The sequence below is a fragment of the Luteimonas sp. Soil_N_1 genome (genome assembly GCF_057656255.1).
In genome coordinates, this window is record NZ_JBDGKS010000001.1 from 2,316,166 (window position 1) to 2,333,806 (window position 17,641).

17 protein-coding genes, 1 tRNA gene, 1 other RNA gene and 1 riboswitch are annotated in these 17,641 nt (G+C 66.8%); of the genes, 8 read left to right on the top strand and 11 right to left on the bottom strand.

All coding sequences use genetic code 11. The features are described from left to right. Window positions 1–81: 81 nt before the first annotated feature. The 3 genes from paoA to paoC are packed head-to-tail and all read left to right on the top strand — an operon-like array spanning window position 82 to window position 3,880. Window positions 82–726, top strand: a complete 645-nt coding sequence (gene paoA, locus AC3A4E_RS10620) for an aldehyde dehydrogenase iron-sulfur subunit PaoA (RefSeq protein WP_487631442.1) — start codon at window positions 82–84, stop codon at window positions 724–726. Further along, window positions 723–1,682 (top strand): FAD binding domain-containing protein, encoded by a 960-nt coding sequence (locus tag AC3A4E_RS10625; protein WP_487631443.1) that lies wholly within the window; start codon window positions 723–725, stop codon window positions 1,680–1,682. Before paoA ends, AC3A4E_RS10625 begins: the two co-directional genes overlap by 4 nt. After that, window positions 1,679–3,880, top strand: a complete 2,202-nt coding sequence (paoC, locus tag AC3A4E_RS10630; RefSeq protein ID WP_487631444.1) for an aldehyde oxidoreductase molybdenum-binding subunit PaoC — start codon at window positions 1,679–1,681, stop codon at window positions 3,878–3,880. Before AC3A4E_RS10625 ends, paoC begins: the two co-directional genes overlap by 4 nt. 418 nt (window positions 3,881–4,298) lie before the next feature. Here paoC and AC3A4E_RS10635 read toward each other — a convergent pair whose 3' ends face one another. The 4 genes from AC3A4E_RS10635 to AC3A4E_RS10650 all read right to left on the bottom strand — a co-directional run bounded on the left by AC3A4E_RS10635 (window position 4,299) and on the right by AC3A4E_RS10650 (window position 7,613). Further along, complete coding sequence (locus tag AC3A4E_RS10635; RefSeq protein WP_487631445.1) at window positions 4,299–4,481, bottom strand: hypothetical protein; 183 nt, start codon at window positions 4,479–4,481, stop codon at window positions 4,299–4,301. 123 nt (window positions 4,482–4,604) lie between these two features. Further along, window positions 4,605–4,910, bottom strand: a complete 306-nt coding sequence (locus AC3A4E_RS10640; protein WP_487631446.1) for a UBP-type zinc finger domain-containing protein — start codon at window positions 4,908–4,910, stop codon at window positions 4,605–4,607. Next, window positions 4,910–6,619 carry an FAD-dependent oxidoreductase gene (locus AC3A4E_RS10645; protein WP_487631447.1) on the bottom strand — a complete coding sequence of 570 codons (1,710 nt, stop codon included), beginning with the start codon at window positions 6,617–6,619 and terminating at the stop codon, window positions 4,910–4,912. Before AC3A4E_RS10645 ends, AC3A4E_RS10640 begins: the two co-directional genes overlap by 1 nt. A 67-nt stretch (window positions 6,620–6,686) precedes the next feature. After that, entirely contained in the window at window positions 6,687–7,613 is a 927-nt protein-coding gene (locus AC3A4E_RS10650) for a LysR family transcriptional regulator (RefSeq protein ID WP_487631448.1), read from the bottom strand. A 117-nt stretch (window positions 7,614–7,730) separates the two neighbouring features. Between AC3A4E_RS10650 and AC3A4E_RS10655 the strand changes: the two genes are divergently transcribed. Continuing rightward, window positions 7,731–8,135, top strand: coding sequence for a RidA family protein (locus AC3A4E_RS10655; RefSeq protein WP_487631449.1), 405 nt, complete (start codon window positions 7,731–7,733; stop codon window positions 8,133–8,135). Window positions 8,136–8,304: 169 nt separating this feature from the next. On the opposite strand, the gene AC3A4E_RS10660 is transcribed toward AC3A4E_RS10655, so the two are convergent. From AC3A4E_RS10660 to ssrA, 3 genes are all read right to left on the bottom strand, one after another. Beyond that, window positions 8,305–9,702, bottom strand: coding sequence for a PQQ-dependent sugar dehydrogenase (locus AC3A4E_RS10660; protein WP_487632055.1), 1,398 nt, complete (start codon window positions 9,700–9,702; stop codon window positions 8,305–8,307). Between the two features lie 14 nt (window positions 9,703–9,716). Then, the gene (locus AC3A4E_RS10665) at window positions 9,717–10,157 is read right to left on the bottom strand and encodes a DUF2231 domain-containing protein (protein WP_487631450.1); all 441 of its coding nucleotides are present in this window, start codon (window positions 10,155–10,157) and stop codon (window positions 9,717–9,719) included. Window positions 10,158–10,572: 415 nt separating this feature from the next. Beyond that, window positions 10,573–10,926, bottom strand: a transfer-messenger RNA (tmRNA) gene (gene ssrA, locus AC3A4E_RS10670). Window positions 10,927–11,138: 212 nt separating this feature from the next. Then, window positions 11,139–11,307, top strand: a riboswitch (yybP-ykoY riboswitch). A gap of 13 nt (window positions 11,308–11,320) precedes the next feature. On the opposite strand from ssrA, the gene mntP reads away from it, so the two are divergent. Both mntP and AC3A4E_RS10680 read left to right on the top strand, forming a co-directional pair. Continuing rightward, complete coding sequence (gene mntP, locus AC3A4E_RS10675; RefSeq protein WP_487631451.1) at window positions 11,321–11,914, top strand: manganese efflux pump MntP; 594 nt, start codon at window positions 11,321–11,323, stop codon at window positions 11,912–11,914. A 69-nt stretch (window positions 11,915–11,983) separates the two neighbouring features. Next, window positions 11,984–12,481, top strand: coding sequence for a hypothetical protein (locus AC3A4E_RS10680; protein ID WP_487631452.1), 498 nt, complete (start codon window positions 11,984–11,986; stop codon window positions 12,479–12,481). 7 nt (window positions 12,482–12,488) lie between these two features. On the opposite strand, the gene AC3A4E_RS10685 is transcribed toward AC3A4E_RS10680, so the two are convergent. From AC3A4E_RS10685 to serS, 4 genes are all read right to left on the bottom strand, one after another. Continuing rightward, window positions 12,489–12,740 (bottom strand): hypothetical protein, encoded by a 252-nt coding sequence (locus AC3A4E_RS10685; protein ID WP_487631453.1) that lies wholly within the window; start codon window positions 12,738–12,740, stop codon window positions 12,489–12,491. Window positions 12,741–13,399: 659 nt separating this feature from the next. After that, window positions 13,400–13,489 (bottom strand) — tRNA-Ser (locus AC3A4E_RS10690). Window positions 13,490–13,712: 223 nt separating this feature from the next. Then, window positions 13,713–14,714, bottom strand: coding sequence for a LysR family transcriptional regulator (locus AC3A4E_RS10695; protein WP_487631454.1), 1,002 nt, complete (start codon window positions 14,712–14,714; stop codon window positions 13,713–13,715). Between the two features lie 136 nt (window positions 14,715–14,850). Then, entirely contained in the window at window positions 14,851–16,131 is a 1,281-nt protein-coding gene (serS, locus tag AC3A4E_RS10700) for a serine--tRNA ligase (protein ID WP_487631455.1), read from the bottom strand. Window positions 16,132–16,264: 133 nt separating this feature from the next. On the opposite strand from serS, the gene AC3A4E_RS10705 reads away from it, so the two are divergent. Next, the gene (locus AC3A4E_RS10705) at window positions 16,265–16,942 is read left to right on the top strand and encodes an energy transducer TonB (protein WP_487631456.1); all 678 of its coding nucleotides are present in this window, start codon (window positions 16,265–16,267) and stop codon (window positions 16,940–16,942) included. Window positions 16,943–17,023: 81 nt separating this feature from the next. Then, window positions 17,024–17,560, top strand: coding sequence for an energy transducer TonB (locus AC3A4E_RS10710; protein ID WP_487631457.1), 537 nt, complete (start codon window positions 17,024–17,026; stop codon window positions 17,558–17,560). Window positions 17,561–17,641 lie beyond the last annotated feature (81 nt).

The window sequence follows — 17,641 nt, forward strand, 5'->3', positions numbered from 1 at the left end:
CATGCGGACCCGCATGCTCGTCCTGCACCTGTCCGCGTGCCCCCATCCAGCCAGCCTTTCGAGCCAGCCAGAGGAATGTCCATGTCTCCCCTCACCCGCCGGGAACTGTTGAAGGCCGGCGCCACGTCGGCCGGCGCAGTCGCCATGCCCGCCGTCGCGCAGGCCGCCAATGCCGCCGCCACGCCTATGCCGTTGCGCCCACCCGTCCGCCAGCGCGTCTCGCTGGAGGTCAACGGCGAAACCGTTGAGCGCGAGGTCGACACGCGCACGACGCTGCTCGATTTCCTGCGTGAGGAACTCCACCTCACCGGCACCAAGAAAGGCTGCGATCACGGCCAGTGCGGCGCGTGCACGGCGATCGTCGACGGCCGCCGCATCAACACCTGCCTGAGCCTGGCGGTGATGAACGCAGGCGCGAAGGTCACGACCATCGAAGGCCTCGGCACGCCGGACAAGCTGCATCCGATGCAGGCCGCATTCGTGAAGCACGATGGCTTCCAGTGCGGCTATTGCACGCCCGGTCAGATCTGCTCCGCGGTCGCGGTGCTCGGCGAAATCCGCGACGGCATTCCTAGTCACGTAACGGCCGACCTCACGGCCCGTCCTGCGATCAATGGCACCGAGATCCGCGAGCGCATGAGCGGCAATCTCTGCCGTTGCGGCGCCTACGCCAACATTCTCGACGCGATCGAAGATGTGGCCGGCGCGTCGGGAGCACGCGCATGAAGGCCTTCGGATTCGAACGCGCGGAATCGGCCGCGGCGGCGGCCACTGCGGCCGCGCGCACGCCCGGCACGAAGTTCATCGGCGGTGGTACCAACCTGCTCGACCTGATGAAGCTGGAGATCGAAACGCCGGCGCATCTGGTCGACGTCAACGGGCTCTCGCTCGACACGATCGAGAAGAGCGACGACGGTGGCCTGCGCATCGGCGCCGGCGTGCGCAATACCGATCTCGCGGCGGATCGTCGCGTGCGCAAGGATTACCCGCTACTGTCGCGCGCCCTGCTCGCCGGCGCGTCCGGCCAGCTGCGCAATCGCGCGACGACGGCCGGCAATCTGCTGCAGCGCACGCGCTGTCCCTATTTCTACGACACCGACCAGGCCTGCAACAAACGCCTGCCGGGCAGCGGTTGCGGCGCGCTCGAAGGCTACAGCCGCCAGCTCGCGGTCATCGGGGGCAGCAAGGATTGCATCGCCACGCATCCCAGCGACATGGCGGTCGCGATGCGCGCGCTCGACGCGGTCGTCGAAACCGTCAAGGCCGACGGTCAGACGCGTCGCATCCCGCTGGATGACTTTTATCTCGCGCCGGGCAATACGCCGCAGCGCGAAACGGTGCTCGAAGCCGGCGAACTCATCACGGCCGTCGTGCTGCCGCCGCCGGTCGGCGGTCGCCAGATCTATCGCAAGGTCCGCGATCGCGCGTCGTATGCGTTCGCGCTGGTGTCGGTCGCCGCGATCGTGCAGCGCGACGGCAGCGGACGCGTTGTCGTCGGCGGTGTTGCCCACAAACCGTGGCGCAGCGATGCAGCCGATGCGGAACTGCCGCGTGGCGCCAAAGCCGTCGCGGCGCGTCTGTTCGAAGGCGCCGCGCCGACCGAAGACAACCGGTTCAAGCTGATTCTCGCCGAGCGCACCATCGCTGCGGCCCTGGCCGAAGCCCAGGAGGCCACGTCATGAAGTTCGACACACCCGCAGGCCAGAACCCGATCGACGCGATGCGCGTCGTCGGCCAGCCGCTCGACCGCATCGATGGCCCGCACAAGGTCACCGGCACCGCGCATTACGCCTACGAATGGCACGACGTGACCGAGCGCGCGGCGTATGGCCACGTTATCGGGGCCGGGATCGCGAAGGGGCGCATCGCCTCGATCGACACCAGCGCCGTCGAACGCGCGCCGGGCGTGCTCGCTGTCGTTACTGCGCAGAACGCCGGCAAGCTGGGCCAGGGCCGCATGAACACTGCGAAGCTGCTCGGCGGCCCGGAGATCCAGCATTACCATCAGGCGATCGCACTCGTGGTCGCCGACACCTTCGAACAGGCGCGCGCTGCCGCGTCGCTGGTGCGCGTGGTCTATACGCGCGGTCGCGGCCGTTTTTCGCTGGAAGCCGAAAAGGACAACGCGGTGAAACCGCAGGGCGGCGACACGCCGGCCGATACCGCGGTCGGCGATTTCGATGCCGCATTCGCATCGGCCGAAGTCACGCTGGACGAGACCTACACCACGCCCGACCAGTCGCACGCGATGATGGAGCCGATGGCCTCGCTCGCTGAGTGGGACGGCGACAAGGTCACCATCTGGACCTCGAACCAGATGATCGCCTGGGGCAAGGGCGATGTGGCCCGCACGCTCGGTATCGCGCCGGACAAGGTGCGTCTGGTGTCGCCGTACATCGGCGGCGGCTTTGGCGGCAAGCTCTTCGTGCGCGCCGATGCCGTGCTCGCCGCACTCGGTGCGAAGGCCGCCAAGCGTGCGGTCAAGGTTGCGCTGCATCGCCCGTTGATCGCCAACAACACGACGCACCGCCCCGCCACGCTGCAACGCATCCGCATCGGCGCGAACAAGGACGGCCGCATCACCGCGATGGGCCACGAAAGCTGGTCGGGCGATCTGGAAGGCGGCGGTCCTGAAGTCGCCGTGCAGCAGACGCGCCTGCTCTACGCCGGCGAACACCGCATGAGCAAGATGCGCCTCGCGACGCTCGATCTGCCGGAAGGCAATGCGATGCGTGCGCCGGGCGAGACGCCGGGCATGATGGCGCTGGAAATCGCGATCGACGAAATCGCCGACAAGCTCGGCATGGATCCGGTCGAGTTCCGCATTCGCAACGACACCCAGGTCGATCCCGAAAAGCCCGAGCGTCCGTTCTCGCAGCGTCAGCTGGTCGAGTGCCTGCGCCAGGGCGCGGAGAAGTTCGGCTGGGATGCACGCAAGGCGCACGGCACTGTGCGCGACGGCCGCTGGCTGATCGGCATGGGCGTCGCCGCCGGCTTCCGCAACGCGCCGGTGATGAAGTCTGGCGCCCGCGTGCGCCTCGATGGCGATGGCCGAGTCACCGTCGAAACCGACATGACCGACATCGGCACCGGCAGCTACACGATCATCGCGCAGACCGCAGCGGAAACGCTGGGCCTGCCGATCGAATCGATCGACGTGAAGCTGGGCGACTCCGACTTCCCCGCCTCCGCCGGTTCCGGCGGCCAGTGGGGCGCGAACAGTGCGACGGCCGGTGTCTATGCGGCCTGCATGAAGCTGCGCGAGGTCGTGGCGACCAAGCTCGAACTCGATCCCGCAGCGGCGGAGTTCGCCGACGGCAAGGTCAGCGCCGGCGGCAAGTCGGTGTCACTCGCCGATGCCGCAGGCGACGGACAGATCGTCGTCGAGGACGCGATCGAGTTCGGCGATCTCGACAAGCAGAAGGTACTCAGCACCTTCGCCGCGCATTTCGCTGAGGTCGGCGTCGACGTGCACACCGGCGAGACGCGCGTGCGCCGCATGCTGTCGGTCGCTGCAGCGGGTCGCATCCTCAATCCGAAGCAGGCGCGCAGCCAGATGATCGGCGCGATGACGATGGGCGTCGGTGCGGCGCTGAGCGAGGAACTGGCCGTCGACACGACGATGGGCTTCTTCGTCAATCACGACCTCGCCGGTTACGAGGTGCCCGTGCATGCGGATATCCCGGTGCAGGAGGTGGTGTTTCTTGACGAGGCGGACGCCGACAGTTCGCCGATGAAGGCGAAGGGCGTGGGTGAGCTCGGATTGTGCGGTGTGCCCGCGGCGATCGCCAACGCGATCCACAACGCAACCGGTGTGCGGGTGCGCGAGTACCCGATCACGCTGGAGAAGGTGATCGGCGGGTTGCCGGATATCGCGTGAGTAGAGCTCCGTTCTGAAGCCCCTCTCCCTCCGGGAGAGGGGTTGGGGTGAAGGGGAAAGTTCGCAGAAAAAACCTCTGCCCTCACCCGACGCGCTTTGCGCGTCGACCTCTCCCACAGGGAGAGAGGCTCAGGTTTCCGCGGAGATGTGAATCAGCTGCCGGAAGGAAGTGCCGACTCTAGGCCCTCTCCATCTGCTCAGATTCTTAGCCCCTCTCCCTTAGGGAGAGGGGTTGGGGTGAGGGCGATGATCGCGGCGAACGCCTAGACCCTCACCCGACGCGCTTCTCGCGTCGACCTCTCCCGGAGGGAGAGGTGCTCAGGTTTCTGCGAAGACCCAATTGGTAGCTTCGAAGAACGCAAGATCGGGAATCACAATGCGCAACGCGCACTCCTGAAGCAAGCGCGTTCGCCCCGAATCACGCGCCCGCCAATCCACCACCCGCATGACCCGGCAACGCATTCTCGTCATGCGAATCCGGATCGTCGAACGCATCGACCTCGCTGGCGATACCTGCCTTCGGATTCGGCGTCGGGTCGCGCGGTGGCGAGTCCGGGTTCTGCGGGGCGTCATGCTGCGACACGTCTTCCTGCGGCGTCATTCCAGTGTCCTCGTTGGTGGAGAAAAAACCGTACGTGCGGCCTCGTGAAAACGGGATGCGCGTGTCGGGCCGGAGATGGCGCTGATCGGGCGCACACAGTCCGCGACGACGCGCCGCTAAACGTCAGACGTACCGCGGAATCGGCCCACTCTGTGGCGTCTGGTCCGGCAGATCCACTTCCACCTCATCCACGAAACACCAGCCCCAGCCTTCGGGCGGGTCGTAACCTTCGATGATCGGGTGGCCGGTCGCGTGGTAGTGCGCAGTGGCATGGCGATTGGGCGAATCGTCGCAGCAGCCGACGTGCCCGCAGGTCCTGCACAGGCGCAGATGCACCCAGGGGCTGTCGATCGCGAGGCAGTCTTCGCAGCCGCGTGCGCTGGGCACGACGGTGGCGATGGTGTCGAGGTGAATACAGGTGTCGGCCATCAGGCGGTCGCCTTCTCTTGGGTGTCGGAACGTGCGGCCTCGTCGGCCGCGGCCAGGTACTGGTGGATCTGCGAGACCACTGCGGCGCCCTCGCCCACCGCGGCCGCCACGCGTTTCACCGATCCCGCGCGCACGTCGCCGATCGCGAACACGCCGGCGCGATCGGTCTGCAGCGAGGTCGAGCGTCCCGGCCCTGCGCCATCGGCGCCAGTGGTCACGAAGCCCGCGTGGTCCAGTGCGATGCAATCGGTCAGCCAGCCGGTGTTGGGATCAGCGCCGACGAACAGGAACACATGACGCAGATCGCAGTGATGGGTCTCGCCGGAGTCGCGGTCGCGATAGATGGCGCCGACCAGTCCGCCCTCGGTGTCGCCTTCCAGCGTGACCAGCTCGGTACGCGTGTGCAGCACCACGTTCGGCAATGCCTTGATGCGGTCGATCAGATAGCGCGACATCGAGGCTTCAAGCCCCGCGCCGCGTACGACGAGGTGCAGGGTCTCCACTTTCGGCGCGAGGAACACGACCGCCTGCCCTGCGGAGTTGCCGCCACCGATCAGCGCGACTTCCTCGCCTTCGCACAGCCGCGCCTCGACCGGTGACGCCCAGTACGACACGCCCCCGCCTTCGAACAGCGACAGGTTCTCGATGTCTGGCCTCCGGTAGCGCGCGCCCGAAGCGATGACGACGGTTCGTGCGCGCACGACTTCGCCCGATGTCAGATGCAGGGCATGCGGCGCTGGTCCGTTTTCCGCTTCGCCATCACCGCCGCAGGCCAGTATCGCGACCTCCAGCGGAATCGCGAGTTCGGCGCCGAACTTCAGCGCCTGGTTGTATGCACGGCCGGCGAGCGCCTGGCCGGAGATGCCGGTCGGAAAGCCGAGGTAGTTTTCGATCCGCGCCGATGCACCGGCCTGGCCGCCGATCGCACGCTGGTCGAGCACGATCACCGAAAGTCCTTCGGACGCCGCGTACACCGCCGCGGCGAGGCCAGCTGGCCCAGCGCCGACGATCGCGACGTCGTGCAGCGCATCGGGATCGAGTTCCGGCGCCATGCCCAGACACGTCGCCGCTTCTGCGTTGCCGGGGCGTTTGAGCACCGTGCCGTTCGGACAGATCATCAACGGCAGGTCACCGGGCTGGATGCCAAGCCGCTCGACGATCTCCCGGCCTTCGTCACTGTCGGCATCGATCAGCGTGTTCGGGTAGCCGTTGCGGGTGAGGAAGCTCTGCAGCGCAGTCAGATGCTGGTCGCCCGTGAGGCCGACCAGCACCGAGCCGGAGGCATCGCCTTCGATCAGGCCGACGCGGCGCAGGATCAGCGCCCGCATGACGATTTCGCCGAGTTCCGCCGCGCCCACCACCAGCGCGCGCAGATGCGCGGCATCGATTGGCACGACCGTGCAGCCGCTCTCCGCCGCCTGCCCTGCCGCCAGCGAAGCGCGTCCGGCGAGTTGGCTCACTTCACCGGTGAACTGGCCGGCGCCCTGCGTGGTGATCGGCTTCTCGTGGCCCAGCCCGTCGCGACGCACGACATCGATCGCGCCTTCGAGCACCAGCCACACCGGTGCGTCGCGATCGCCGACATCGAACAGCACTTCGCCGGCCACGCAGGTCCGCGGCGGACCGCTGGCGAAGCGGCGCGCGCTCGCAATCTGGGCGGCATCCAGCACCGGGAACATCTGGTGACGGCGGTCGTCGGCAAGCGCCATGGGTCGGGTCCATCAGAGATGCCTGCATCATGCACCCGCAATGCGCCAGCGCTTCGCACAGGCGTGTCTACCCGGGCGGCGGCTGGATTACCGGCGCATGCACGTCCATCAGTTCGATGATCCAGTCGATGAACACCCGCAGCTTGGCGCTGACGTGCCGGTTCGGCGGAAACGCGACATGCATCGGCATCGGATCGAGCGTCCAGTCCGCGAACAGCGTCACCAGTTCGCCGCTCGCCACATGCGGCCCAGCCATGTACGCCGGCAGCCACAGCACACCCATGCCGGCGAGACCTGCCGCGAGATAGGCGTTGCCGTCATCCAGCGCCACCACGTAACGCCCCTGCGCCTGCACGCGCTCGTCGCCACGCTGCATCGCATACGGCAAGGGTTTGCCGGTGCGCGCCCACAGGAAGCCGACGATGCGGTGGTGCGAGTCCTCCAGTTCGCGCGGATGCGTGGGCGTGCCCATGCGCTGCAGATACGCAGGCGATGCATGCACGCCCAGCTGAAGATCGCCGACACGCCGCGCGATCAGCGACTGGTCGGTGATGGTGCCGCCGCGCACCACGCAATCCACGTTCTCGCCGATCAGATCCACGCGCCGGTCGCTGACGCCGAGATCGAGCTGGATCTCCGGATAGCGCCGATGGAAGTCCGGCAACGCCGGCGCCAGGATCATCCGCGCGAACGGACTGGGCACATCGACACGCAGACGTCCACGCGGCGCAGTCGACGCGTTCGACAGGCTGGTCTCGGCGTCGTCCATGTCGGCCAGCAGACGCACCACGCGCTCGTAGTACGCCGCGCCATCGGCGGTCACGTTGACCTGCCGCGTCGTGCGGTTGAGCAGCTTGACCCGCAGCCGTGCCTCCAGCTGCTGCACCAGCTGCGTCACCGTGGTCCGGCTCATGTGCAGCGTGTCGGCTGCTTTCGTGAAGCTGCCCGCCTCCACCACACGCGCGAACGCCTGCATCGCATCGAATCGGTCCATCGGCGGCCCAGCTGCGGAGATTGTTTGGATTCTACGAACAGTGCTGGGTAGCGCTGCGTGTTTATCGCGCGAGCCCGCGTCCGCAGACTGGGGTCATCGCACTCACAGGAGAGTCCCATGGCAACTCGTGACGCTGTCTTTCCCGCTGGCCGCCATGCGCTGTACGACAAGCACCGCTATTCGCCGGCCATCCGTTCCGATGGATTCCTGTTCGTCGCCGGCCAGGTCGGCAGCCGCGAAGACGGCTCGCCGGAACCGGAGTTCGAGCAGCAGGTGCGCCGCGCGTTCGAGAACCTCAACGCCGTACTCGCTGCCGCCGGCGCCACGTTCGACGATGTCGTCGACGTGACGTTCTTCATCGTCGATCCCGCGAACCGCTTCGAACGGGCTTGGGAGATCGTGCCCGAGTACTGGGGCGAGGCGCCGTTTCCGACCGCGACCGTGGTGGGCGTGACGTGGCTGGCGGGGTTCGATTTCGAGATCAAGGTGATCGCGAAGTTGCCGGAGCGTGCGCCTAGCTGATGGGCGCGACAAGCCAGAGGCCTCACCTGGAAGGTCATCGCTCACTTCGCCCCTCTTGGCGAAAGCCGGGATGACAGGCATGCGCAATGCGTCTTCCGCGTCACGTCGCAAGTCGAAAAAACAAAGGGCCCTTTCGGGCCCTTTGTCATTTACGCCACTCTGGAAACACTCAACCCGCAGGCGGCGTCGTTCCCGTCGGCGCGGGTGCGGCTGCAGCCTCCGGCGTCGCAGCCGGCGGTGCCGGAGCAGCAGGTGCACCCGGCGCGCCACCCGTCGGCGTGATGCGCCAGATGGTGTTGGCCAGATCGTCCGCGACAAGCAATGCGCCACGCGGGTCGACCGTCACGCCGACCGGACGGCCACGTGCCTTGCCGTCTTCGCCGAGGAAGCCGGTGGCGAAGTCGATCGCTTCGCCCGACGGCTTGCCGTCGCGGAACGGCACGAACGACACCTTGTAGCCCACCGGCGGATTGCGGTTCCAGCTGCCGTGCTGGCCGACGAACACACCGTTGGCGAACTGCGCGCCCATCGTCGGCGTGGAGAACGCGACACCCAGTGCGGCCACGTGCGAGCCCAATGCGAAGTCCGGGGTGATCGCGGAGGCGACCTTTTCCGGTTTTTGCGGGCGCACGCGATCATCGACGTTCTGGCCCCAGTAGCTGTAGGGCCAGCCGTAGAACCCGCCCGGCCGCACGCTGGTCAGGTAGTCCGGCACCAGCTCGTCGCCGATTTCGTCACGCTCGTTGACCACGGCCCACAGCTGGTCCATGCCCGGCTGCATCGTCAGCGCGGTCGGATTGCGCAGGCCGGTCGCGAAGACGCGGTGGAAACCGGTCTGGGCATCGACCTGCCAGACCATCGCGCGATTCTCTTCGACCGCCAGACCACGCTCGGTGATGTTGCTGTCCGAACCGATACCGACGAACAGGTAACGACCGTCGGCACTGATCGTCAGCGCCTTCGTCCAGTGGTGGTTGACCGCGCCCGGCAGTCGGGTGATTTCCTGCGGCGCGCCCGCCGCATTGACCGCGCCTTCGGTGTAGGGGAAGCGCAGCAGCGCGTCCTGCGTGGCCACGTAGATCGAGTCGTTGCCGAAGGCCAGGCCGTAAGGCGCGTCAAGGTTGTCGGCGAAGACCGAACGGTTTTCGTAAGTGCCGTCGCCATCGGTGTCACGCAGCAGCGTGAGGCGATTGCCGCTGTCGACCTGGGTGTTGCCACGGGCCTTGATGAAGCCGGCGATGATGTCCTTCGGCGTCAGCTTCGGCGCGCGGCCACCGCGGCCTTCGGCCACCAGGATGTCGCCGTTGGGCAGCACCAGCATCTGACGCGGAATCAGCAGGTTGTCGGCGATCGGCGCGATCTCGTAACCCTCCGGCACCGTCGGCAGCTGATCGCCCCAATCGGCCGGCAGCGAGATCTTCAGCGTCGGAAACAGACCGCGCTGCGGCTTGGGCAGATCCGGCGACGGTCCCACGTAGGTCTCGTCCGGCGTACCGCCGCAGGCCACGAGTGCCAGCGCCAGCGCAGGCACCAGCGCGCGTGTCAGTAGAGCGGACTTGGAACGCATCGAATGAACACGGTTCATGGCAGCACCTCCCGGCGACGCAAGGTGCCGCCGAGCGCGAACCACAGGCTTGCCCCGATCGACAGCACGCACAGCACCGACCACACCAGCGCCTGCGGCATCTTCTGCCAGGCATCCATGGCGTGGATCAGCGAATTGAGGAAACCGAGTACACAGGTCAGCGCCAGCAGCCCCACGTAGATGAGCCGTGTGCGCGTGCGCGCCGTAGGCGTCAGCAGCGAGACAAGCGCCCACACCAGCCCCACGACCGCGAACACCATCGCGCCCACCAGCAGCCAGGAAGCGAAGTTGGTCCACTGGATCTCGTAACTGCGCGCGTAGGCGATATCGGCGATCAACGCGCCCAGAAACAGTGGGAACGCACTGCTGACGAGCAGCAGATGCACAGGGTGCAGCGGCCGGTGCGGCTGCGTGGCGATTACGGGGAGTGGATGCATGGGGATCTCGTTGTCGATGGGCGACATCGCGCGGCGCGTTCGCGCACGATGCATCGCGAAGACTGGAACATGCGTGCGCAAGATGCAGTGAATACGCGCTGTCCGTCGCGTCTTGCGCAGCAGGTGGCCGCACAGATGCGATGCCCGGCATCTGCGCGTACCGCGCGTTCTGGCCGACTGCGAAAGCCTGCGCACTTGATGCGGGAGCGCCTGCGCGCATCGGGCTTCGCCAGGCAGCCGCCGGTCCAGGGGCCCTCGCACCGACGCGAATAATCACGAGCAAATCGGCCTTGCCGGAACCGAATCGCGTCGACCATGAGCAGACCCAGGCCAACGAAAAAGGGCCTGATTCTCGGGATTTCTCCGTCGAATCAGCCCCTCTTCGAACATCCGCGAACCGCTACGGACAGGTAGATGGTGGAGGTGGCGGGAATTGAACCCGCGTCCGAAGGCACTCCATCCCCGGTACTACATGCTTAGCTCACCGTTGGATCTCGCCCCGAAACAGCACGGTGCGCGAAGCGCATCCCGGGACCAGCCTGTTTTGGTTAAGCGATGACTGACAGGCAGCCGTCAAAGCCGGTTCCGTGATAATGACCCTACATCCACGAGCACGGGCACAAGTGGGTTCGGGGCTTACGCCTTAAGCGGCGAGAGCGTAGTTGTCGTCGTTGGCAACTAAAGTTTTGCTGCTGGATTTACGAGGAAAGCTGCCCCCTCGGCATGCACCAGGCAATTTTGCGACCCCCGTCGAAGCCAGTGCACCCCCGGGAATCAGAACGTTGCTCTGATGCCATGGAGTATAGGGCCGCCGCTGCGCATCACAAGCGGCATGGCATCGACTTGCGTCTGCGGTTCACCCGCCGGCACATGCTGTGTACCGCGTCGCGGTGCGTCTGGGACGGCTTGATCGTTCCATCTATGACGCATGCCATCGGCTATACGTGTGCATTGTCCGGAACGCGCCGGTACCATTCGCGTCCCCTTGGGGAGTAGCCGGTTTCCGCATCGCGGAAACGCCTGCATCAACACACTCGATCCCACACGATCGTGGTGCAGGCAACCAGACCAGGTAGGCGAGACCAGCGGTGTACCGGCGCAACGGAGGTTGGGCGCGCCGGCGTGCCGTGCATCGTCTCCGCCCGACCTGAAGTCCTTCGACAATGTCCCTGCTCTCGATCTTCCTGGTCGGCTTTGCCATGTCCGCCGATGCCTTCGCCGCTGCGATCGGCAAGGGCGCGGCCATGCAGCGCCCGCGCCTGCCCGATGCGCTGCGCGCGGGCATGATCTTCGGTGTCATCGAAGCGCTGACGCCTGTGATCGGCTGGGCGCTCGGGCTCGCGGCAGTCGCCTATGTGACCGCCTGGGACCACTGGATCGCATTCGTGCTGCTGGCCGCACTCGGCACCCGCATGGTGCTGGCGGGATTCCAGAAGGATGCACCCGAAGAAGCGGAACGTGCCTCGCGCCCGCACGGCTTCTGGAACCTCGCGGCGACCGGCTTCGCCACCAGCATCGATGCGATGGCGGTCGGCGTCGGCCTCGCCTTCCTGGATGTGAATATCGTGCTGGTCGCGAGCGTGATCGGCGTCTGCACGTTCGTCATGGTGACCACGGGCGTCATGCTCGGGCGTGTCCTCGGTGCGATGGCGGGCAAGCGGGCGGAGATCCTCGGCGGCCTGATCCTGATCGTGATCGGCAGCGTGATCCTTTACGAGCACCTGTCCGGAAACGGCGGCGGTATCGGGCTCGGCTGAGGATTCACGGCTGGCAGACCGCGGCGTGGGGATGCTCGCCTGATACCGCCTTTGACCGGGAGTCGAACCATGAAGATGCGCCGCGTCTACAGCACGCCCTCCGTTCCTGCTGCCGAAAGCGCGGTGCGCGCCGTCCGCGAGATCGGCATCGAGGATGTCGATGTCTCGTTGATCGCACGTGGCGACATCGAACTGGAGGCACTGCCCGAGCATCAGAAAGAGGCATCCACCGACTTCAAGCATGCAGCGCTGCGTGGTGCCGGTGTCGGCGGCGCGACCGGACTGCTGGCGGGACTGGTCGCCGTCGCGGTGCCACCGCTCGGCCTGACGCTTGCCGGCGTTGCCCTGACCACGCTTGGCGGCGCCGCAGTGGGCACCTGGGCTTCATCGATGGTGGGTGCATCCCTGCCCGATCCGATCCGCCGCAAGTTCGAGGGGGAGATCGAGTCGGGCCGTGTACTTGTGGTCATCGACGGCACGGAGGACACACTCGCGCGCGTCGACGATGCGTTGCGCCAGACCGGCGCACGGCATCTGCCTTATGAAGACCCGTCAGCCCTGAGTTGAGAGGTCGCTACGCGACTTCGCAGGCGGTATGCGCGACGACTTCGCGGCCGCGATCGATCCACACCGAGGGCGGCCGGTCCGGCCTGGCGATCACGACGGCTTTCGCGAATCCATCGCGTGGGACGTCACCGTTGTCGGCAGCAGCCACCTCCAGGCAGACCACTTCGCCACGCTGCAGGACGCGTTCGTTGCGGAAACGCGCCTGCGTCGGATCGCGCAACTGGTCGAGCACCAGAGCGCGCGCGGCCTGCAGGTGCATCCCGGTTTCCGCCGCAGACAGGGGATCCGACACCGGGACGGACGCGCTCGGAATGTCGGGGCGGGTATCCGCGACTCCACTTCCGTCAGTGATCGGCGGCGCACCAGCGCTCGCATCCGTCTCTGCCGGACGCATCGCCCACGCCACCACGACCACCAGGACAGCGCCCGCCACGATTGCCTTCAGCAGTGTGCGAATCAAGACGCGCTCCTGGGCATCGCGCCGCGGCGACATGCGATCAAGCCGAGATGGAGGACATACTACCGCCATGTCCGGGAGACGCCCAGGACACGGCAAGATCCACCGCGACACCGTGCCCGCTTGGTTGATTCCGATTCGATGCCAGGAATGACGCGGGCCTCCGGTCCTGACCGGTCAGGACGTCGCGCCGGGACTGGAAGGCTCTGGCGACCTGTCCGTCACCGATTCCCAGGAGCAGGAGACCCTGGATGCCATCGATCGCGCGCAGGGGCGACGAGATCAGCTTCAATGCGCCGCGTGGGATCAGCGAACAGATGCAGACGTCAGAGTCCCAGACGCCGCCTTCAGCACGGATGTGGTCGTAGCGACCAGCGGGCAGCGCGGGCGGCGAATATGACCGAAGCGGCGATCCCGGTGGGCCACCGGTTGCGTTTGACGAGTGGTCAACTGCACGGAATTGGCGGAGAGAGTGGGATTCGAACCCACGGAAGGTTTGACCCTTCGGCGGTTTTCAAGACCGCTGCCTTCAACCACTCGGCCATCTCTCCGATGTGTCTCGCTTCATCACCTGCGCCGCTGAAGCGGCGTCGGCGGTTTGACCATCGACCTGGCGGTCGATGTTTCCTCCGGCCTGCGGCCTCCGGATCAAGACCGCTGCCTTAAACCACTCGGCCATCTCTCCGATGTGTACCGCTTCAGCCAGCGCAGCGGCTGTGTCCAAACCGCGATCTGCAAAGCAGTTGCCACGCGCGAGGGCGTGGCCCTGCGCGATCACGCCATTGTCGCACGCACTGCCGCGGTGGAGATACGCGGTGGCGGGACAGCGCCGGGCATCGGCTTCTTCTCGCAGTTGCGGCAGTCGAGGCTGGAGGCTTCGATCAGCGGCGGCAGTTTTTCGGCGAGGAAGTCGATGAAGACACGTACCGCGGGCAAAAGGCCGCGACGCGAGGCGAATACGGCGTGGGCGATGCCTTGCGGCAGGTGCCAGTCGGGCAGCACGACTTCGAGTTCGCCGTTGCGCACGGCTTCGGCGCACAGGGTTTCGGGCAGCATCGTGATGCCCAGACCCTGCTTGGCCAGCGCCATCAGCATCGGGAAATCGAAACCGGCGACGCGCGGCTTGAGCTCGACGCGGCGGGTGGTGCCGTCGTTGGCCTGCAGGTCCCAGCGCTGCTTCACTTCGTCCTCGCCCATGCTCATCGTCGTGTGCTGGTCGAGTTCGTCGGGATCCTTCGGACGGCCCATGCGGTCGAGATAACCGGGGCTGGCAACCAGCAGTTCCTGGATCTGGCCGAAGCTGCGCATCACCAGGCTGCCGTCATCGTCGAGCTTGGAACGCACGCGCACCGCGACATCGAAACCCTCGTTGATGACGTCGACGCGGCGGTTGCTGACGTGCAGCTGCACGCGCACCTGCGGATAACGCGCGAGGAACTCGGGCAGCATCTGCGGAATCGACTGCTGGGCGATGCTGACCGGCACGCTGACGCGGACGAGTCCGCGCGGCTCGGCGCTGAGGCGGTCGACGACCTCACGTGCGGCCGTGGCCTCGGCGAGCATCGACTGCGCGTGACGGAACACGCTCTGGCCGACATCGGTGACCGCGAAGCGACGCGTGGAGCGCTGCAGCAGACGCACACCCAGCTCGGTTTCGAGCTGACTGATACGGCGGCTCAGGCGCGACTTCGGAATGCCGAGTGCACGTTCGGCAGCGGCGAAGCCGCCGTGCTCGACCACCATCGCGAAGTAATAGAGATCGTTGAGATCCTGCATGGGGGAACCTCGCTAGCGGAACAATGCGCGATATTCCATCACCTTTATTCCAGATGCGCAACACAGCAGACCTATCGAAGCCATAGGTTCCAGTGATGGAACACCCCGCATACCGCCGCTGTGCGGCCCATCGCGGTCAGTCGAGCCGCGCGAGCCCCGCCATGTACGGGCGCAACACCTCGGGAACCTCTATCGATCCGTCGGCCTGCTGGTAGTTCTCCATCACCGCGATCAGGGTGCGGCCAACTGCAAGGCCCGACCCGTTGAGCGTATGCACCGGCTCCGGCTTGCCCGATTCGGGATTGCGCCAGCGCGCCTGCATGCGCCGCGCCTGGAAGTCGCCGGTGTTCGAACACGAGGAAATCTCGCGATAGGTCTCCTGCGACGGCAGCCAGACTTCGAGGTCATAAGTGCGGCGCGCGGCGAAGCCCATGTCGCCGGTGCACAGCAGCAGCTTGCGGTACGGCAGGCCCAGCTTCTCGAGTACGGTCTCGGCGCAGCGCGTCATGCGCTCGAGTTCGGCGTCGCTGTCCTCGGGCCGCACGATCGACACCATTTCGACCTTCTCGAACTGGTGCTGGCGGATCATGCCGCGCGTGTCGCGGCCGTGGCTGCCCGCCTCGGAGCGGAAACACAGCGAATGCGCGCTCATGCGCAGCGGCAGGCGATCGGCTTCGACGATCGTGTCGCGCACGATATTGGTCAGCGGCACTTCTGCGGTCGGAATCAGATACCGCGCCTCGTCGCCGAACGGCGTCGCAAACAGGTCGTCCTCGAACTTCGGCAGCTGGCCGGTGCCGCGCATCGTGTCGGCATTGACGATCAGCGGCACGCTGGTCTCTTCGTATCCGTGCTCGCTGGTGTGCAGATCGAGCATGAACTGCGCGAGCGCGCGATGCAGACGCGCGAGCTTGCCGCGCAGCACGGTGAAGCGCGCGCCACTGAGCTTGGCCGCGGTCTCGGCGTCGAGCCAGCCGTGGCGCTCGCCGAGCGCGACGTGGTCGCGGACCTCGAAATCGAACGCGCGCGGCGTGCCCCAGCGCGAGGTTTCGACGTTGTCGGCTTCGTCGCGGCCCACCGGCACGCCGGCGTCCGGCAGGTTCGGCACGCCGAGCACGATCGCCTCGATGTCGGCCTGGATCTCGACCAGACGTGCTTCGCTGATCTTGAGTTCGTCACCGAAACCGGCGACTTCCGCCAGCAGCGGTGCGACATCCTCGCCCTTGGCCTTGGCCTGACCGATCGCCTTGCTGCGCGTGTTGCGCAGGTTCTGCAGTTCCTGGGTGCGCACCTGGATCTGCTTGCGCTCCGCCTCCAGCGACTCGATGCGCGACACCGGCAGTTCGAACCCGCGGCTCTCGCGCAGGCGCGCGGCGGTATCGGACAGGTGCTGGCGCAGAAGGCTGGGATCGAGCATGGCGAGGCTTCGTCTTTCGGGGAACGGATCCGCATTATCGCCCGGATCACCCCGCACCGTGACCCGTATCGCACGCGCACCGGCCTGCGTGGAGGCCTGTGCAAGAATGCTTCGCTGCAATCAGGAGTCCTCCATGTCCGCTACCGCACCGCTGCCGTTTGCCGCCCGTCTGCGCCGCACACTGGGCGGATTGATGCCCAGCGGTCGCGCGTGGTGGCTGGTGTTCGGCGGGTGCGCGCTGGGCGTGCTGCTGTTCTTGGTGCTGTGGCTGGGACGTTCTGGAAATGACGATGCCGGCGCGTCGGATGCCATGGCGCCGGCTGCAGGTGATCGCCCTGTTACTGCATTGCCTGCACCCCTGCCCGCCGCCAGCACCACGGATCGAGGCTTCGACTACGCGAGCCCCCAGGACACGCGCACGCCGGTGCGTATCGATGCCCATGTCCCGCAGGCGGTCGCACCGCCGCCCGCACCTGCGGCGACGATCGAGCTCCCGGCCGCGCCCGTCGCGACGGTGCCCGCCAGTGACCTGCCGGTGACGGTGCCCCGCCCGGTATCCAGTCCACAACCCGAATACCCGCGCGCGTCGATGCGCCGCGGTGAGCGTGGCGATGTGCTGCTGCTGGTGAAGGTCCGTCCCAACGGGCGGGTGAGTGATGTGGAGATCGTCGCGAGCAGCCAGCACCGTCGCCTCGATCGTGCAGCCGTTTCCGCAGTGCGCCGCTGGCGTTTCGAGCCGGCCATGCAGGATGGCCAGCCGGTCGAGGGAGAGCTCCGCATTCCCTTCTCGTTCGCGCCGGAAGGCGGCTGACGGCACTGGCAGTGCGCTGCACATCGCGTCCACACACTGCGTGGGACGCTCGCCGCACCCATTCAGGAAGGAGGTGCGGCCATGAACGACCCGGTGCAGCGACCCATCGATCCGCCCCCGCAGGACCCGCCGCGCAAGGGCTCCAGTCCGCTGCTATGGATTCTGCTGCTCGCCGTGCTGGTGGCACTGGGCTGGTACGCCCTGACCCAGCGTGGCACGACCGATACCGCCGAACTGCCGCCCACGCCGGTCATCGAAGACCCGGCCGCACCGCCCGCCGAACGCGAGCCTGCAGCCCGCACCACGCCACGCGTCGAGCAGACGCCTGCCCGTCCGGCCGATCGCGAAGCGCGCCCGGTCGCGCAGCCGGAGATTCCGTATCCGCCGGCTGCCGCGCGCAGTCGCGAGGAAGGTTCGCTGATCCTGCTGGTGCAGGTGGATGCGAACGGCGACGCCACCGACGTGACCGTGGAGCAGCGCAGCGGCTCGCGCGATCTCGATCGCGCCGCACAGCAGGCCGTGCGCGGCTGGAAGTTCGAGCCGGCGATCAAGGGTGGCAAGCCGACCGCCAGCTCGGTGCGTGTGCCGATCGACTTCACGCTGGAGGATGCACGCTGATCCACGCCGTCGACATGTGTTGAAGCAGAACGCCCGCATCTTCCGGATGCGGGCGTTCTCGTCTGGATCGATGCGCGAACG

What these genes read in the sequence shown, in the direction of transcription:
- AC3A4E_RS10635 (WP_487631445.1), bottom strand. Translation starts at nt 4,481, where the DNA reads ATGACGCCGCAGGAAGACGTGTCGCAGCATGACGCCCCGCAGAACCCG.
- AC3A4E_RS10705 (WP_487631456.1), top strand. Translation starts at nt 16,265, where the DNA reads ATGTCCGCTACCGCACCGCTGCCGTTTGCCGCCCGTCTGCGCCGCACA.
- AC3A4E_RS10625 (WP_487631443.1), top strand. Translation starts at nt 723, where the DNA reads ATGAAGGCCTTCGGATTCGAACGCGCGGAATCGGCCGCGGCGGCGGCC.
- paoA (WP_487631442.1), top strand. Translation starts at nt 82, where the DNA reads ATGTCTCCCCTCACCCGCCGGGAACTGTTGAAGGCCGGCGCCACGTCG.
- mntP (WP_487631451.1), top strand. Translation starts at nt 11,321, where the DNA reads ATGTCCCTGCTCTCGATCTTCCTGGTCGGCTTTGCCATGTCCGCCGAT.
- AC3A4E_RS10680 (WP_487631452.1), top strand. Translation starts at nt 11,984, where the DNA reads ATGAAGATGCGCCGCGTCTACAGCACGCCCTCCGTTCCTGCTGCCGAA.
- serS (WP_487631455.1), bottom strand. Translation starts at nt 16,131, where the DNA reads ATGCTCGATCCCAGCCTTCTGCGCCAGCACCTGTCCGATACCGCCGCG.
- AC3A4E_RS10665 (WP_487631450.1), bottom strand. Translation starts at nt 10,157, where the DNA reads ATGCATCCACTCCCCGTAATCGCCACGCAGCCGCACCGGCCGCTGCAC.
- AC3A4E_RS10640 (WP_487631446.1), bottom strand. Translation starts at nt 4,910, where the DNA reads ATGGCCGACACCTGTATTCACCTCGACACCATCGCCACCGTCGTGCCC.
- AC3A4E_RS10660 (WP_487632055.1), bottom strand. Translation starts at nt 9,702, where the DNA reads ATGCGTTCCAAGTCCGCTCTACTGACACGCGCGCTGGTGCCTGCGCTG.
- AC3A4E_RS10655 (WP_487631449.1), top strand. Translation starts at nt 7,731, where the DNA reads ATGGCAACTCGTGACGCTGTCTTTCCCGCTGGCCGCCATGCGCTGTAC.
- AC3A4E_RS10650 (WP_487631448.1), bottom strand. Translation starts at nt 7,613, where the DNA reads ATGGACCGATTCGATGCGATGCAGGCGTTCGCGCGTGTGGTGGAGGCG.
- paoC (WP_487631444.1), top strand. Translation starts at nt 1,679, where the DNA reads ATGAAGTTCGACACACCCGCAGGCCAGAACCCGATCGACGCGATGCGC.
- AC3A4E_RS10685 (WP_487631453.1), bottom strand. Translation starts at nt 12,740, where the DNA reads ATGCACCTGCAGGCCGCGCGCGCTCTGGTGCTCGACCAGTTGCGCGAT.
- AC3A4E_RS10645 (WP_487631447.1), bottom strand. Translation starts at nt 6,619, where the DNA reads ATGGCGCTTGCCGACGACCGCCGTCACCAGATGTTCCCGGTGCTGGAT.
- AC3A4E_RS10695 (WP_487631454.1), bottom strand. Translation starts at nt 14,714, where the DNA reads ATGCAGGATCTCAACGATCTCTATTACTTCGCGATGGTGGTCGAGCAC.
- AC3A4E_RS10710 (WP_487631457.1), top strand. Translation starts at nt 17,024, where the DNA reads ATGAACGACCCGGTGCAGCGACCCATCGATCCGCCCCCGCAGGACCCG.